This window comes from Streptomyces sp. NPDC005576 (assembly GCF_042871745.1).
In the GTDB taxonomy this organism is placed as follows: Bacteria; Actinomycetota; Actinomycetes; order Streptomycetales; family Streptomycetaceae; genus Streptomyces.
In genome coordinates this window covers 369,693-383,869 of sequence record NZ_JBIAJC010000007.1, presented here as the reverse complement: position 1 = coordinate 383,869, position 14,177 = coordinate 369,693, and the positions used below count along the sequence as shown (strand labels likewise).

Sequence of the window (14,177 nt, the reverse complement as noted above, 5' to 3'; positions counted from 1 at the left end):
CACCCCCCAGGTCATCAAGATCGACAGGGGGACACAGTCATGCCGGGCCCGGAGGCCAGCGGCCCCATTGCAGGACCGCGAAAAAGATAACGGGGGCGGGCGGGGGCGGGCCGGCGTGCCCCGCCCCCCGGCACCGGGGTCCACCGCGGTCGCTCCGTCCGGCCCGCCCGGTCTCCGTCTCAGGCCGCCGAGGTCAGCTGCTCATGCCGTATCCGGTGCGCCCGCGCCAGCGTTCCCGGGGTCAGCGCCGACGCCGGTACGAGGATGCCGCACCCCGTGCACTCCGGACCGGACCGGGGCTCGCGTTGCGGGTCCTGGCGCCAGACGATCCGGGTCTCCGCGCAGACCGGGCAGGCCGTACCGGGCTCCGCGTCGAGTGCCGTGATCAGCCGGAGCACCACCTCGGGGAGCGGTGCGCTCGGATGGGTAGCGGGGTCGGCGCAGCGGGCCACGCCGTTGCCGCCCCAGATCCGCCGGTGCCAGGCGTCGAAGCCGCCCGGCCGGCGCAAGCCCTCGCGCTTCTCGCGGCGCCGCCGCTCGGCGAACCCCGCCTCGTACGCCAGCCAGAGGGCCCGGGCCGCCTCCAGCTCGGCCAGCGCGCCCGTCAGGCGGGCCGGGTCGGGCGCCCGGTCCTCCGGGGCGAACCCGTGCCGGGCGCACAGATGGTCCCAGGTCGCCCGGTGCCCGTACGGGGCGAAGCGTTCCAGGCACTTGCGCAGCGAGTACCGCCGCAGGGCCAGATCGGCCCGGGGATCACGGACCTGTCTCGCGAGACTCCGGAAACCGGCCATACCACCGCCACCTCCGTCGTTCGGGTGTGTCTGTCGGGGAGTGGACGTACGCCTGCCCGTTCTGGTGCCCGTGAAAGGTGTTTTTCGGCCACGGATGTGACGGGAGTCCCCGGAGGGGCGCTCCGCCGCCGGTCGGGCCTCCGCGAGACGTGTGACGATTCGGCAAAGGTGACCGATGCTCACCTTACGGACGCGTCTTACCCTCGGTAACGTCCGGTGCATCGGCCTCCCTGAGGAGTACGCATGCCCCCACGTACACGTACCGGCAAGCTCGCCGCGACCTTCGCGGCCGTCCTCGCACTCGGCACCTCCCTGCTGGCGGGATCCCTCCCGGCCGGCGCCGCCCAGGCGGCGGTCACCGACGTCACCGACCACTGCCTCGGGCAGTGCGCGGACATCCTGCCTCCCGGCGCGAACGGCAACGCCACCCTCGCCGACATCCTCGGCAACAAGCTCTTCGGTACCCACCCCGCCCACAGCGACGACCAGCTCAACCGCTACACCTCCCTGATCGCCGGCCAGAGCACCCTCACCGACGCCAAGCTGACCGACTTCTTCAACGACGCCTCCTTCGGCGTGCCCTCCGGTCAGGTCGAGTCCGTCGTCTCGCCCCGCAGCGACGTCACCATCACCCGGGACAAGAAGACGGGCGTCCCGCACATCGTGGGCACCACCCGCTACGGCACCGAGTTCGGCGCCGGCTACGCGGCAGGCCAGGACCGGCTCTGGCTGATGGACCTCTTCCGCCACATCGGACGCGGCGAACTGACCTCCTTCGCCGGAGGGGCGCTGGCCAACCAGGGCCTGGAACAGCAATTCTGGCCGCAGGCCCCGTACACCGAGGCCGACCTCGAAGCGCAGGTCGAGCGGATCAGGACCACCGAGGGCGCCCGCGGCGAGCAGGCCATGGCGGACGCCCAGGCGTACATCGACGGCATCAACTCCTACAAGGACAAGGCGAAGTCGAGCCGCAACTTCCCCGGCGAGTACGTCCTCACCGGCAAGATCGACTCGATCACCAACGTCGGCGAGATCGTGCCCTTCAAGCTCACCGACCTGATCTCCATCGCCACCGTCGTCGGCGGGCAGTTCGGCGGCGGGGGCGGTGGCGAGGTACAGGCCGCGATCTCGCTCCTCGCCGCCCAGGAGAAGTACGGCGTCGCCGAGGGCACCCGGGTCTGGGAGTCGTTCCGCCAGCGCGAGGACCCGGAAGCCGTCCTCACCGTGCACGACGGCACCTCGTTCCCGTACGCCCAGAAGCCCGCCACCGCGCGCGGCACCGCCCTCCCCGACAAGGGCTCCGTCACCGCCGAGCCCCTGATCCACGACCGCACGGGCTCCGCGGGCACCAACCTCAAGGCCCCGGTCGCCGCGCCCGCCGCGCTCAAGCCGCTCCAGGGCGTCTTCGACGACGGCGTCATCCCCGAGGGGACCCTGCCCGGCTCCGGCGCCGACGCCCAGAAGCGCGGCATGTCCAACGCCCTGGTGGTCTCCGGCGCGCGCACCGCGAGCGGGAACCCGGTCGCCGTCTTCGGCCCGCAGACCGGTTACTTCGCCCCGCAGCTGATGATGCTCCAGGAGATCCAGGGCCCCGGCATCAGTGCCCGCGGCGTCTCCTTCGCGGGCGTCGGCATGTACGTCGAGATGGGACGCGGCGAGGACTACGCCTGGAGTGCCACCTCCGCCGCCCAGGACATCACCGACACCTACGCCGTCACGCTCTGCGAGCCGAGCGGCTCCGCCCCCACGAAGAACTCCACCTCCTACTTCTACCGGGGCACCTGCACGCCCATGGAGAAGATGGAGCGCACCAACTCCTGGAAGCCCAGCGTGGCGGACTCGACCGCCGCAGGGTCCTACCGGATGCAGGTCTGGCGCACCAACTACGGCATCGTCACCCACCGGGCGACCGTGGCCGGCAAGCCCGTCGCGTACACCTCGCTGCGCACCACCTACCGCCACGAGGCCGACTCCATCATCGGCTTCCAGATGCTCAACGACCCCGCCTACGTGACCGACGCGGCCTCCTTCCAGCAGGCGGCGAGCAACATCGACTACGCCTTCAACTGGTTCTACGCCGACTCCCGCACCGCCGCCTACTACAACAGCGGCATGAACCCGGAGCGCGCCGCCGGCGTGGACCCGGCGCTGCCGATCGCGGCGGACCGGGCGTACGAGTGGCAGAGCTTCGACCCGGCGGCGAACACCGCCGCCTACACGTCCTTCGCCGCGCACCCGCACTCCAGCGGCCAGGACTACTACATCTCCTGGAACAACCGGCAGGCCAAGGGGTACGCCTCCGCCGGCTTCGGGTTCGGTGCCGTGCACCGGGCCGACCTGCTCGACGACCGGGTCTCCGCGCTGGTCGCGCAGGGCGGCGTCACCCGGGCCTCCCTCACCCGCGCCATGGAGGAGGCGGCCGTCACCGACCTGCGGGGCGAGCAGCTGCTGCCCGAACTGCTGAAGATCATCCGCTCCCAGCCGGTCACCGACACCGCTCTCGACGCGGTCGTCAAGCAACTGGAGACGTGGCGGGCGGCCGGCTCGCAGCGCAAGGAGACGAGCGCGGGCTCGGGGACGTACGCCAACGCCGACGCCGTGCGCGTCATGGACGCCTGGTGGCCCGCACTGATGGACGCGGAGTTCCGTCCCGGTCTCGGAAGCCCGCTCTACGACGCGCTCGCCGCGAACCTCGCCGTAGACGAGTCCCCGGCCGCCAGTCACGGACCCAGCGGCGCCCACAGCGGCTCCGCCTTCCAGTACGGCTGGTGGGCCTTCGCCGACAAGGACCTGCGCCAGGTCCTCGGCGAGAACGTCCAAGGGCCGCTGGCCCGGACCTACTGCGGCGGCGGCGTACTCGCCACCTGCCGCGACGCCCTGCTCACCACCCTGAAGCAGGCCGCCGCCAAGCCCGCCACCACGGTCTACCCGGGTGACGACAGCTGTGCGGCGGGCAACCAGTGGTGCAGCGACGCGATCATCCACCGCGCGCTGGGCGGGATCACCCAGAAGACGATCCCGTGGCAGAACCGGCCGACCTACCAGCAGGTCGTGGAGTTCCCCACGCACCGGTAGCAACCGGCAGGGGACAAGGACGGAGGTCCCGGAGCGGGGTGCGGCCCACCCCGCTCCGGGACCGCTCGCACCCCGGGCACCGCCCCCGGCTCACCCCCCGTACAGCAGGTACTTCTTCCGCTTGGCCCGGAAGGCGGCGAGGTCCGAGCGCCAGGCCCCCACCACCTCGTCGGTGTCCGCGCCCGCGTCGATCATGGTGCGGACCCGGGTGTTCCCGGTCAGCTTGTCGATCCAGTTGTCCGCCCGCCAGGCGAAGCCGCTCCAGGTCGCCCTGGCGGTCACCAGGAGCGCGATGCCGGTGCGTACCGGGTCGAAGACCTCCCGGTCGTCCACGTGGAGCTGCACCCCGCCGACCGTGACCCCCTGGAACTTGGAGAAGGTCGGCGCGAAGTACGCCTCGCGGAAGTGGACCCCGGGCAGCTCCAGCGCGTTGGCGGCGGCGGCCCAGCGGTGGTCGATCCCCGCCGCCCCGAGCAGCTCGAACGGACGGGTGGTGCCCCGGCCCTCGGAGAGGTTCGTCCCCTCGAAGAGGCAGGTGCCGGAGTAGACGAGCGCGGTGTCCGCGGTCGGCATGTTGGGACTCGGCGGCACCCACGGCAGGCCCGTCGCGTCGAAGAAGTCCGAGCGCCGCCAGCCCGACATCGTCACCGTGTCCAGGTCCGCCGGGCGGGCGGCGAAGAACTCGGTGTTGAAGAAGAGGGCCAGCTCCGCCACGGTCATCCCGTGCGCCTGGGCGATCTCCCGCCGCCCGACGAAGGTCCCGAACGCCGGGTCGAGCACGGGACCGAGCGCCGCCCGCCCGGTGACCGGGTTCGGCCGGTCCAGGACGACGAACCGCTTGCCCGCGAGCGCCGCCGCCTCCATGCAGTCGTACAGCGTCCAGATGTAGGTGTAGAAGCGGGCCCCGGCGTCCTGGATGTCGAAGACGACCGTGTCCACCCCGGAGGCCGTGAACACGTCGGCCAGGGGCTGACCGTTCTTCAGGTAGGTGTCGTAGACCGGCAGTCCGGTCGCCGGGTCGTCGTACCGCCCCTCGGAACCGCCCGCCTGCGCGGTGCCCCGGAAACCGTGCTCGGGGCCGAAGACGGCCGTGAGGTTCACCCGGTCGTCCGCGTGCATGACGTCCACGATGTGGCGCACGTCCGAGGTGACGCCGGTGGGATTGGTGACGATGCCCACGCGCTCGCCCGCCAGCAGCCGGTAGCCGTCGGCGGCCAGCCGGTCGAAGCCGGTACGGACCGGGCCGCGCCCGCCACGCCCGGAGCCCGCGCCGCGCGCGCTCGCGGCAGCCGTCGTGGCACCGCCCGCCGCGGTCGCCGCCAGGGCTCCCAGGCCTCCGCCCGCCGCCAGTACACCCCGTCTGGTCAGGCTCATCCAGCCACCTCCATGATCGCGCGGACTGTCATGGCCATGCACGCTAGCGTGCGCGGAGCCGGTACGGAACGACCCCGGTCGGGCGGGTTCACCGGACCTCGCGCCACCGGTTGGGCAGATTCCCACACCTTCCCGCCGGCCCTTCCCGGATCACATACCGACTGGTTAGTCTGCTGGGGCAGCCGCTGAGAGAGGCAGGACCCGATGAGTACGGTGCAAGGCGCTGGCGTAGTGGTCACGGGAGCCGGAGGGGGCATCGGCGCCGCCCTGGCCCGGAGATTCGCCGCCGAGGGTGCGCGGGTGGTCGTCAACGACCTCGACGCCGCACGGATCGAGCCACTCGCCGAGGAGATCGGCGGCACGGCGATCGCCGGTGACGCCTCCGGGATCGTGGACGCCGCCCGCGACGCGCTCGGCGGGACCGTCGACGTCTTCTGCGCCAACGCCGGACTCGCCTCGCCCGGTGACGTCTTCGCCGACGAGAAGGTGTGGGCCGCCGCCTGGGACGTCAACGTGATGGCCCACGTCCGCGCGGCCCGCGCCCTGCTGCCCGAGTGGCTGGAACGCGGCAGCGGCCGTTTCGTCACCACCGCCTCCGCCGCCGGCCTGCTGACGATGATCGGCGCCGCGCCCTACAGCGTCAGCAAGCACGGAGCCGTCGCCTTCGCCGAATGGCTCTCGCTCACCTACCGCCACCGCGGCATCAAGGTCCACGCGATCTGCCCCCAGGGCGTACGGACCGACATGCTCACCGCCGCCGGATCGGCCGGCGAACTCGTCCTCGCCCCCACCGCCATCGAACCGGACGCCGTCGCCGACGCGCTCTTCGACGCGATCGGCGAGGACCGCTTCCTCGTCCTGCCCCACCCGGAGGTGGCCGGCTACTACCTGGCCAGGGCCGAGGACCCGGAACGCTGGATCCGCGGCATGAACAAGCTCCAGCGCTCTTGGGAGAAGGGGACCCACGCATGACCACCACCCCGGACACCCCGGACACGGCGGCCCCGGCCCCGTCCCCGTACGCCGCCAAGCCCTGGACCGGGCTGCTCTCAAAGACGCAGCTCACCCCCGTCGAACCCGCCGAGACACTGGTGCACGCCTTCCGTGCCGCCGTCACCCGTGCCCCGGAACACACCGCCCTCGCCTACTTCGACGGGCGGCTCGACTACCGCGGGACCGACGCGCTCAGCGACTCCGTCGCCGGACACCTCGCCGCCCGGGGGCTGCGCCGCGGCGACCGCGTGGCGATCATGCTCCAGAACACCCCGCACTTCGTCCTCGCCCTGCTGGGCGCGTGGAAGGCGGGTGCCACGGTCGTCCCGCTCAACCCCATGTACAAGGCCGGCGAGGTCGCCCACGTCCTCCAGGACGCCGGGGTGAGCGCGCTGTTCTGCTCGGACCGTGCCTGGGAGTCGTACCTGCGCGACACCGCAGCCGCCGCACCCGGCGTCACGATCGCTGTCACCGCCTGCGAGCTCGACCTCCAGACCGAGAACGACCCGCGCGTCCTCGGCTTCGAGCGGCTGCCGGCCCCCGGCGACACCGACGACCTGCTGACCGTCGCCCGCAAGGGGCTCGCCGCCCCCGACGACCGCGGACTCACCGCCGACGACACCGCGCTGATCAGCTACACCTCCGGCACCAGCGGGAAACCCAAGGGGGCGATGAACTCCCACGGCAACGTCATGGTCAACGCCGAACGCCAGCGCATGGACCACCCGGTCCCCGAGGGCGCCGCCTATTTCGCCCTCGCCCCGCTCTTCCACATCACCGGCATGGTCTGCCAGCTCGCCGCCTGCGTCGCCAACGCCGGCACCCTGGTGCTCGCCCACCGGTTCGAGGCGAGCGTGGTCCTCGAAGCCTTCGCCACCCACCGCCCCGCCTACACCGTCGGCCCGTCCACCGCCTTCATGGCGCTCGCCGCCCACCCCGACGCCACCCCCGCCCACTTCGAGTCCTTCGCGGTGATCTCCTCGGGCGGCGCACCGCTGCCGCCCGCGCTGGTGGAGAAGTTCCGGCAGGACTTCGGCCCGTACCTCCGCAACGGCTACGGCCTCACCGAGTGCACCGCCCCCTGCGCCGCGGTACCGCCGCACCGGGAGGCCCCCGTCGACCCCGCCTCCGGCACCCTGTCGGTCGGGGTACCGGGCCACGACACCCTGGTCCGCATCCTCGACGAGAACGGCGCGGAGGTGCCGCTCGGCGAACAGGGCGAGATCGCGGTACGCGGCCCCCAGGTGGTGTCCGGCTACTGGAACCTGCCCGAGGCCACCGCCGCCGCCTTCCCGGAGGGCGAACTGCGCACCGGCGACATCGGCTTCATGGACCGCCAGGGCTGGCTCTACGTCGTGGACCGCAAGAAGGACATGATCAACGCCTCCGGTTTCAAGGTCTGGCCCCGCGAGGTGGAGGACGTCCTCTACACCCACCCCGCCGTACGGGAGGCCGCGGTCGTCGGCGTCCCCGACGCCTACCGCGGCGAGACGGTCCGCGCCTACGTCAGCCTCCGGCCGGGCGCCCGGGTGGGACCGGACGAACTGGGCGCGTACTGCAAGGAACGCCTCGCCGCGTACAAGTATCCGCGCCAGGTCGAGATCCTGACCGAGCTGCCGAAAACGGCGAGTGGGAAGATCCTCAGGCGGGAACTGCGTTCCCAGCATTAGTTCCCGGCACTGGTTCCCGGCACTGGTTCCCGGCACTGGTTCCCGGCATCAGAGACATGTTCACGGCAGAAGAAGGGCGGGTGGCGGCGATGGCCAAGGCGACGGAAGGGAATGGGGTTCCCGTTCCCCAACGGCTGCTGGCCGCCGCCACCCGCCTCTTCGCGGAGCAGGGGTACGACCGCACCTCGGTCCAGGAGATCGTGGAGGCCGCCGGGGTCACCAAGGGCGCCCTCTACCACTACTTCGGCTCCAAGGAGGACCTCCTCCACGAGGTCTACGCCCGGGTGCTCCGCCTCCAGCAGGAGCGCCTCGACGCCTTCGCCAACGCCGACGAACCGGTGGAGAAGCGGCTGCGCGACGCCGCCGCCGACGTGGTGGTGACGACCATCGAGAACCTCGACGACGCCTCGATCTTCTTCCGCTCCATGCACCACCTGAGCCCGGAGAAGAACAAGCAGGTACGCGTGGAGCGCCGCCGCTACCACGAGCGCTTCCGCGCCCTGATCGAGGAGGGGCAGCACACCGGCGTGTTCTCCCTCGCCAGCCCCGCCGACCTCGTGGTCGACTACCACTTCGGCTCGATCCACCACCTGTCGACCTGGTACCGCCCCGACGGACCGCTCACCAAGCAGGAGGTGGCCGACCACCTCGCGGACCTGCTGCTGAGGGCGCTGCGGCCCTGAGAGCCGCCCGGGGGGCTGGAGTGCGGAAGCCCTCAGCCCTTGAGCCCTCCGGCGAACCCCTTGATGACGTACCGCTGGAGCAGCAGGAACACCACGAGGACCGGCAGCGCGGCCAGCACCAGCCCCGCGAAGACGAGCCCGTAGTCCGACACGTACTGGCCGACGAAGGAGAACACCCCCACCGGCACGGTCTCTTTGTCGGAGCCGCCGAGGTAGAGCAGCGGGGTGAAGAAGTCGTTCCAGACGAAGACGGCGTTCAGGATGATCACCGTGCCGGTGATCGGCCGCAGCAGCGGGAACACGATCCGGGTGAACGCCTGCCGGTGGTCGCAGCCGTCGATCAGCGCGGCCTGCGCGTAGTCGGCGGGCAGGGTGCGCACGAACCCGGTGTAGAGGAACACGGTGAACGGCAGCTGGATGCCGGTGTAGAAGAGCACCATCCCCTGGTACGTACCGAGCCAGCCCAGGCTGTCGACCAGCTTGTACAACGGGATCATCCCCAGCTGGAAGGGGAGCACGATGCCCAGCAGGAAGAGGATGTACAGCCCGTACCCGAGCCCCTGGGCCCGACGGGCGAGGAAGTACGCGCCGGTAGAGCCGAGGGCCACGAGCAGCAGCAGGCTGAGGCTGGTGATCACCGCGCTGTTGACGAGCGCCGGGCCGAGCGACGCGGACGACCAGGCGTGGGTGACGTTGTGCAGGGTCGGCGGGGCCGGCAGGCCCAGGGGCGAGTCGGCGATCTGCCGGGGGTCCTTGAGCGCCAGCGTGATCAGCGCGTACACCGGGAAGAGGAAGAGGACCGCGACCCCGATCATCGCCAGCTCCAGGGCGTAGCTCCCCCAGCGGGCGGGTCGGGGGACGGCCTTCGCGGATCTCGCGGTCTTCACGGGGTCCACCGGGTCCACAGGGCTCACGGGGTCCACGGGGTCCACGGGGTCCACAGGGCTCACGGGGCTCACGCGGTCACCTCCCGGGCCCGCAGGAAGCGGAGCTGGATCAGCGAGACCGCCGCGACGAAGAGCGCGAGCACCAGGGCCACGGCGGTGCTGTAGCCGAACTTCCCGTACACGAAAGCCTCCTTGAAGAGGGCCGTCGAGAGCGTCTCGCTGGCCGTGCCCGGGCCGCCGTTGGTGGCCGCGTACACCTGGTCGAAGAGCTTCAGGCCGCCGATCGTCGACAGCATGAGGTTGACAGTCAGCGCCGGCGCGAGCATCGGCCAGGTGACGTAGCGGAACCGCTGCCATGCCCCGGCACCGTCGATCCTGGCCGCCTCGTGGAGTTCGGGCGGTACCCCCTGGAGCCCGGCGAGAAAGATGACCATCGAGTACCCGGCGTACTGCCAGACGACCATGGCGGCCACCGACCAGAGCGCCAGCGACGGATCACCCAGCCAGTCCTGCCGCAGCGCGCCGAGACCGACGGCGCCCAGCAGGCCGTTGAGCCCGGCGCCGTCCTCGGGGTTGTAGACGTACTTCCACAGGAACGCCACCATCACCGGACTGACGACCGCCGGGGCGAAGAAGACCACCCGCAGCAGCGACCTGCTCCGGATGTTGGCGTCGACCCCCAGAGCGAGCAGCAGGCCGATGACGTTCTGGACGACGACCACGGCCACCGTCAGCAGCAGCGTGTTCACCACGGAGTCCAGGGTCCGCCGGTCGTCGAGGAGCGCGCGGAAGTTCGCCAGGCCGACGAACGAGGCGTCGCCGATGCCGGACCAGTCGGTGAAGGCGTACGCCACGCCCGCGATGCTCGGGTAGAGCACCACCACCGCGTACACCACCAGGGCGGGGACCACGAACCCCCAGGGCGGGAGCGTGAGATCACGGCGGGGACGCGTGCGGGCGCCGGTCCCGGCCCCGGTGCTCGCCCCGTCCCGGGCCTCGGGAGGAAGCTGGATCCGGGGCAGCGGCGGGGAGCCGGGACGCATTTCCCCGGGCCGGGTCTCCCCGGGCCGGGTCTCCTCGGGCCGGGTCTCTTCGGGCCGGGTCTCTTCGGGCCGGGTCTCTTCGGGCTGGATCTCTTCGGGCGGGGGGAGCGAGGGGCTCATGAGGTCCTCCGGTAGGCGTCGTCCATCTGGCCGAGCGCGCCCCGGACGTCCGTCACGCCGGACAGCAGATCCTGCACGGCCGCACAGTGCGCGGGTTGCACCTCGGCGTTGGGCCACCGCTGGTCCATGAACGGCACGGCACGGCCCTCGTCCACGATCGGCAGGAACGGCTCCAGGACCGGGTCGACGGCGGTGGACGCCTCCCGCCGGAAGGGGATCGCGAAGACCGCGGACGCCCAGCGGTCGATGTTCTCCTGCTTCCCGAGGAACGCGATGAAGTCCGCGGCCCGGGGGTCCTTCCCCGCCCGTACGGAGACGCCGAGGCCGACGACGATCCCGGCCGGGATCCACAGCCGTGCCGGGTCGTCGCCCCCGGGAAAGGGAAACATCGCCAGGTCGTCCGGGCTCTCGGCGGCCTCCCGGAACGCGCCGAGGACCGCGGAGACCTGTACGGCCATCGCGGCCTTCCCGGTGGCGACCATCGCGGTCTGCTGCTCGAACGTCGTGCCGTTGGGATTGTCGTTGAAAAAACCTTTGCGCTGGAGCTCCTGGTACCGGCCCAGGGCCTCGGCCCACCCCGAGTCCCGGAAGCTCGTCCGGCCGGCGGCCATGTCCTCGTCGAACCGGGCGTTGTGCGCGTAGACGGCGTTCGGCACCAGCGCGTAGCTGATCAGCTGTGTCACCCACGGTGTCTGCGCGCCGAGCGCGATCGGTACGACGCCCCGTGACCTGAGCTTCGAGCAGACCGCGAGCAGCTCCTTCCAGGTCGACGGCGGTTCGACGCCCGACCGGGCGAACACCTTCTTGTTGTAGATCGCGCCGATCAGGCAGCTGCCCGCCGAGTAGAGGTACGTGCGCCCCCCGTACCGGTAGGCCGCGGAGAAGGCCGCCGGGATGCCCTCCGTCCACGGCTGCGCACTGAGATCGGTGAGCAGCCCGGCCCTGGCCAGCTCCACCATGGACATCGCGCTGCCGCTGCCCGGGTAGACGGCGTGCACGGCCGGGGCGTTGCCACCGGCGAGCTGGGTGCGGACCACCGTCTGCATCTGCTCGGTGGGAGCGAACGAGGTGGTGAAGGACTCCCGGGGCCTGCTCTCCCGGTACAGCGCCAGCAACTCCTCCACCGGCTGCTGCTGGTCGGTGACCCCCACGATCCGCAGCCCGTCGCCGGAACCGCCCGAGCACCCGGACAGCACCGGCACCAGCGCGGTGGCCGCCGCGATCCCGCCGCCGGCGCGCAGGAACCCCCGGCGGCTGTGCCCAGGTCCGGCGCGCTCGCCGTCCGTGGCGCTGCCGGGACCCGTGTGGCGTCCGTGCCCGTGACCCGTGGTCATGCGTGCCCTCCTGCCGAGGCGGTACGAGCCGGACGGCCGACCCGCCGGGTGCGCCCCCGGCCCGGGTCCGAAGCGCTCGACGGCGGTACGACGGCTGCCGGGCCGTGCCGGAGCGACGCGCCCACCGTCCTCCGGGCCCACCTCCGCCGCGCGGGCCGAACCCGGGCCCGGATCGCGGGCGGAGACGGACACGAACACGGCCACGGGCACGGCCACGACGGCTCGGCGCCCGACGCGCCGGGGCGCATCCGGTCGAAAACTCTCGCCGTACCTTCGCAGCCGACCGCTCGCCCGCCACGCAGCGACACGGAACGGAGTTCCGCACGGGTGAGCCGGTGACGGGTGGCCGGGGGCGGCGGGGACGGCCAGGAGCGCGGCCACCGACGGCTCGGCGAACGGTGGTGAAGCCACGTAACGCGGTGGCCTGCGGCGTCCGTTGACCGAACGTTCATGTCCGGTTTCTGCTCTTGACCGTGTACGGCTAGCTGGCTGAATATCGGTCACGCACCGGCGCGTTCGGTACACCGCACGCCGCGTCGCACGCCGCACGCCCCGAGCGCACGGCGTACCGCACCCTGCCCATCGCTCCCTGCACACCGCACCCTGCACACCGCACCGCGCGCCACCAGCTCCAGGTCCGGCCGGGCGAGACTCCGGCCGGGACCCCCCGCACCTTCCGTCAGCCTTCACGGAAATCGGAGCATGTGATGAGACCGGTCCTGCGCAGAACCCTGCCCTCCGCCGCCGCCCTCGCGGTGGCGTCCCTCTTCGTGACGACGGGGGCCGCGCACTCCGCGGCCCCCGTTCTCGTACCGGCGACTGCGGCCGTCACCACCACCGCGGTCGCCGCCCCCGACATCCCGCTCGCCAACGTCAAGGCGCACCTCACCCAGTTCCAGTCGATCGCGACCGCCAACGGCGGCAACCGCGCCCACGGCCGTACCGGGTACAAGGCGTCCGTCGACTACGTGAAGGCGAAGCTCGACGCCGCCGGGTACACCACCACCCTCCAGCAGTTCACGTCCCAAGGTGCCACCGGGTACAACCTGGTCGCGGACTGGCCGGGCGGCGACACCTCGAAGGTGCTGATGGCGGGGGCCCACCTGGACTCCGTGACGGCCGGCGCCGGGATCAACGACAACGGGTCGGGTTCGGCGGCCGTCCTGGAGACCGCGCTCGCCGTCTCCCGGGCCGGCTACCAGCCGGACAAGCATCTCCGCTTCGCCTGGTGGGGAGCGGAGGAGCTGGGGATGGTCGGGTCGAAGTACTACGTCAACAACCTGGCGACCACCGAACGGGCCAAGCTCACCGGCTACCTCAACTTCGACATGATCGGCTCGCCCAATCCCGGCTACTTCGTCTACGACGACGACCCGACGATCGAGCAGACCTTCAAGGACTACTACGCGGGCCTCTCGATAGCGACCGAGATCGAGACCGAGGGCGACGGCCGTTCCGACCACGCGCCCTTCAAGACCGCGGGCGTCCCGGTCGGCGGGCTCTTCTCCGGCGCCGACTACATCAAGACCGCCGCGCAGGCGCAGAAGTGGGGCGGCACCTCGAATCTGGCCTTCGACCGGTGCTACCACGCCTCCTGCGACAGCTCCACCAACATCGACGACACCGCACTCGACCGCAACAGCGACGCCATCGCCTACGCGGTCTGGAACCTCTCGGCCGCCACGGCCACCCCGCCGGCCGGCACGGTGTTCACCAACGCCACCGACGTGACCGTGCCGGACAACGGCGCCGCCGTCACCTCCGCCATCACCGTCACCGGACGCACCGGCAACGCGCCCTCCACCCTCAAGGTGGACGTGGACATCAGGCACACCTGGCGGGGTGACCTGGTGGTCGACCTGGTGGCACCGGACGGCACCGCCTACCGGCTGAAGAGCGCGAGCAGCAGCGACTCGGCGGACAACGTCGTCGCGACCTACACCGTCAACGCCTCCTCCGAGGTCGCCAACGGGGTCTGGAAGTTGAAGGTGCAGGACACGGCGTCTTCCGACACCGGCTACATCAACAGCTGGTCACTGACCTTCTGAGACACGGACGTCGTCGGGCTCACCCTCCCGCGACAGCCCCGGGGAACAACCGTGGTGGGGGGGGGGGGCCGCCCCCCCCCCCCCCCCCCCCCCCCCGGGGTGCGCCCGGCGGGGGGGGGGGCCCCCCCCCCCCCCCCCCCCCGGCGCGGGCCCCCCCGG

Annotated in this window: 10 protein-coding genes; 5 read left to right on the top strand and 5 right to left on the bottom strand. The window is 71.8% G+C overall.

Annotated features, from left to right (window positions below; all coding sequences use genetic code 11):
- Nucleotides 1-179: 179 nt before the first annotated feature.
- Nucleotides 180-791, bottom strand: a complete 612-nt coding sequence (locus ACFYPN_RS15325) for a hypothetical protein (RefSeq protein WP_358761956.1) — start codon at nucleotides 789-791, stop codon at nucleotides 180-182.
- A gap of 243 nt (nucleotides 792-1,034) precedes the next feature.
- Here ACFYPN_RS15325 and ACFYPN_RS15320 point away from each other — a divergent pair, with 243 nt between their 5' ends.
- Nucleotides 1,035-3,866 carry a penicillin acylase family protein gene (locus ACFYPN_RS15320; protein ID WP_389298500.1) on the top strand — a complete coding sequence of 944 codons (2,832 nt, stop codon included), beginning with the start codon at nucleotides 1,035-1,037 and terminating at the stop codon, nucleotides 3,864-3,866.
- 90 nt (nucleotides 3,867-3,956) lie between these two features.
- Here the strand turns inward: ACFYPN_RS15320 and ACFYPN_RS15315 are convergent, their stop codons facing one another.
- The gene (locus tag ACFYPN_RS15315) at nucleotides 3,957-5,240 is read right to left on the bottom strand and encodes a DUF1343 domain-containing protein (protein ID WP_358761960.1); all 1,284 of its coding nucleotides are present in this window, start codon (nucleotides 5,238-5,240) and stop codon (nucleotides 3,957-3,959) included.
- Between the two features lie 204 nt (nucleotides 5,241-5,444).
- Between ACFYPN_RS15315 and ACFYPN_RS15310 the strand changes: the two genes are divergently transcribed.
- The 3 genes from ACFYPN_RS15310 (at nucleotide 5,445) to ACFYPN_RS15300 (ending at nucleotide 8,586) form a co-directional block, all read left to right on the top strand.
- Nucleotides 5,445-6,212, top strand: coding sequence for an SDR family oxidoreductase (locus tag ACFYPN_RS15310; RefSeq protein ID WP_389298498.1), 768 nt, complete (start codon nucleotides 5,445-5,447; stop codon nucleotides 6,210-6,212).
- A complete protein-coding gene (locus ACFYPN_RS15305) occupies nucleotides 6,209-7,903 on the top strand; it encodes an AMP-binding protein (RefSeq protein ID WP_358761964.1) in 1,695 nt (564 codons plus the stop codon). The genes ACFYPN_RS15310 and ACFYPN_RS15305 overlap by 4 nt, the downstream gene beginning before the upstream one ends.
- Nucleotides 7,904-7,992: 89 nt before the next feature.
- Nucleotides 7,993-8,586 (top strand): TetR/AcrR family transcriptional regulator, encoded by a 594-nt coding sequence (locus ACFYPN_RS15300; RefSeq protein ID WP_358762053.1) that lies wholly within the window; start codon nucleotides 7,993-7,995, stop codon nucleotides 8,584-8,586.
- Nucleotides 8,587-8,618: 32 nt separating this feature from the next.
- Here ACFYPN_RS15300 and ACFYPN_RS15295 read toward each other — a convergent pair whose 3' ends face one another.
- The 3 genes from ACFYPN_RS15295 to ACFYPN_RS15285 form a co-directional block, all read right to left on the bottom strand.
- Entirely contained in the window at nucleotides 8,619-9,473 is an 855-nt protein-coding gene (locus ACFYPN_RS15295) for a carbohydrate ABC transporter permease (protein WP_358761966.1), read from the bottom strand.
- A gap of 68 nt (nucleotides 9,474-9,541) precedes the next feature.
- Nucleotides 9,542-10,636, bottom strand: a complete 1,095-nt coding sequence (locus tag ACFYPN_RS15290; protein WP_358761968.1) for a sugar ABC transporter permease — start codon at nucleotides 10,634-10,636, stop codon at nucleotides 9,542-9,544.
- Nucleotides 10,633-11,970 (bottom strand): extracellular solute-binding protein, encoded by a 1,338-nt coding sequence (locus tag ACFYPN_RS15285; RefSeq protein WP_358761970.1) that lies wholly within the window; start codon nucleotides 11,968-11,970, stop codon nucleotides 10,633-10,635. Before ACFYPN_RS15285 ends, ACFYPN_RS15290 begins: the two co-directional genes overlap by 4 nt.
- A gap of 707 nt (nucleotides 11,971-12,677) precedes the next feature.
- On the opposite strand from ACFYPN_RS15285, the gene ACFYPN_RS15280 reads away from it, so the two are divergent.
- Complete coding sequence (locus tag ACFYPN_RS15280; RefSeq protein ID WP_358761972.1) at nucleotides 12,678-14,018, top strand: M28 family metallopeptidase; 1,341 nt, start codon at nucleotides 12,678-12,680, stop codon at nucleotides 14,016-14,018.
- The last annotated feature ends 159 nt before the right edge of the window (nucleotides 14,019-14,177 follow it).

What these genes read in the sequence shown, in the direction of transcription:
- ACFYPN_RS15325 (WP_358761956.1), bottom strand. Translation starts at nt 791, where the DNA reads ATGGCCGGTTTCCGGAGTCTCGCGAGACAGGTCCGTGATCCCCGGGCC.
- ACFYPN_RS15320 (WP_389298500.1), top strand. Translation starts at nt 1,035, where the DNA reads ATGCCCCCACGTACACGTACCGGCAAGCTCGCCGCGACCTTCGCGGCC.
- ACFYPN_RS15315 (WP_358761960.1), bottom strand. Translation starts at nt 5,240, where the DNA reads ATGAGCCTGACCAGACGGGGTGTACTGGCGGCGGGCGGAGGCCTGGGA.
- ACFYPN_RS15310 (WP_389298498.1), top strand. Translation starts at nt 5,445, where the DNA reads ATGAGTACGGTGCAAGGCGCTGGCGTAGTGGTCACGGGAGCCGGAGGG.
- ACFYPN_RS15305 (WP_358761964.1), top strand. Translation starts at nt 6,209, where the DNA reads ATGACCACCACCCCGGACACCCCGGACACGGCGGCCCCGGCCCCGTCC.
- ACFYPN_RS15300 (WP_358762053.1), top strand. Translation starts at nt 7,993, where the DNA reads ATGGCCAAGGCGACGGAAGGGAATGGGGTTCCCGTTCCCCAACGGCTG.
- ACFYPN_RS15290 (WP_358761968.1), bottom strand. Translation starts at nt 10,636, where the DNA reads ATGAGCCCCTCGCTCCCCCCGCCCGAAGAGATCCAGCCCGAAGAGACC.
- ACFYPN_RS15285 (WP_358761970.1), bottom strand. Translation starts at nt 11,970, where the DNA reads ATGACCACGGGTCACGGGCACGGACGCCACACGGGTCCCGGCAGCGCC.
- ACFYPN_RS15280 (WP_358761972.1), top strand. Translation starts at nt 12,678, where the DNA reads ATGAGACCGGTCCTGCGCAGAACCCTGCCCTCCGCCGCCGCCCTCGCG.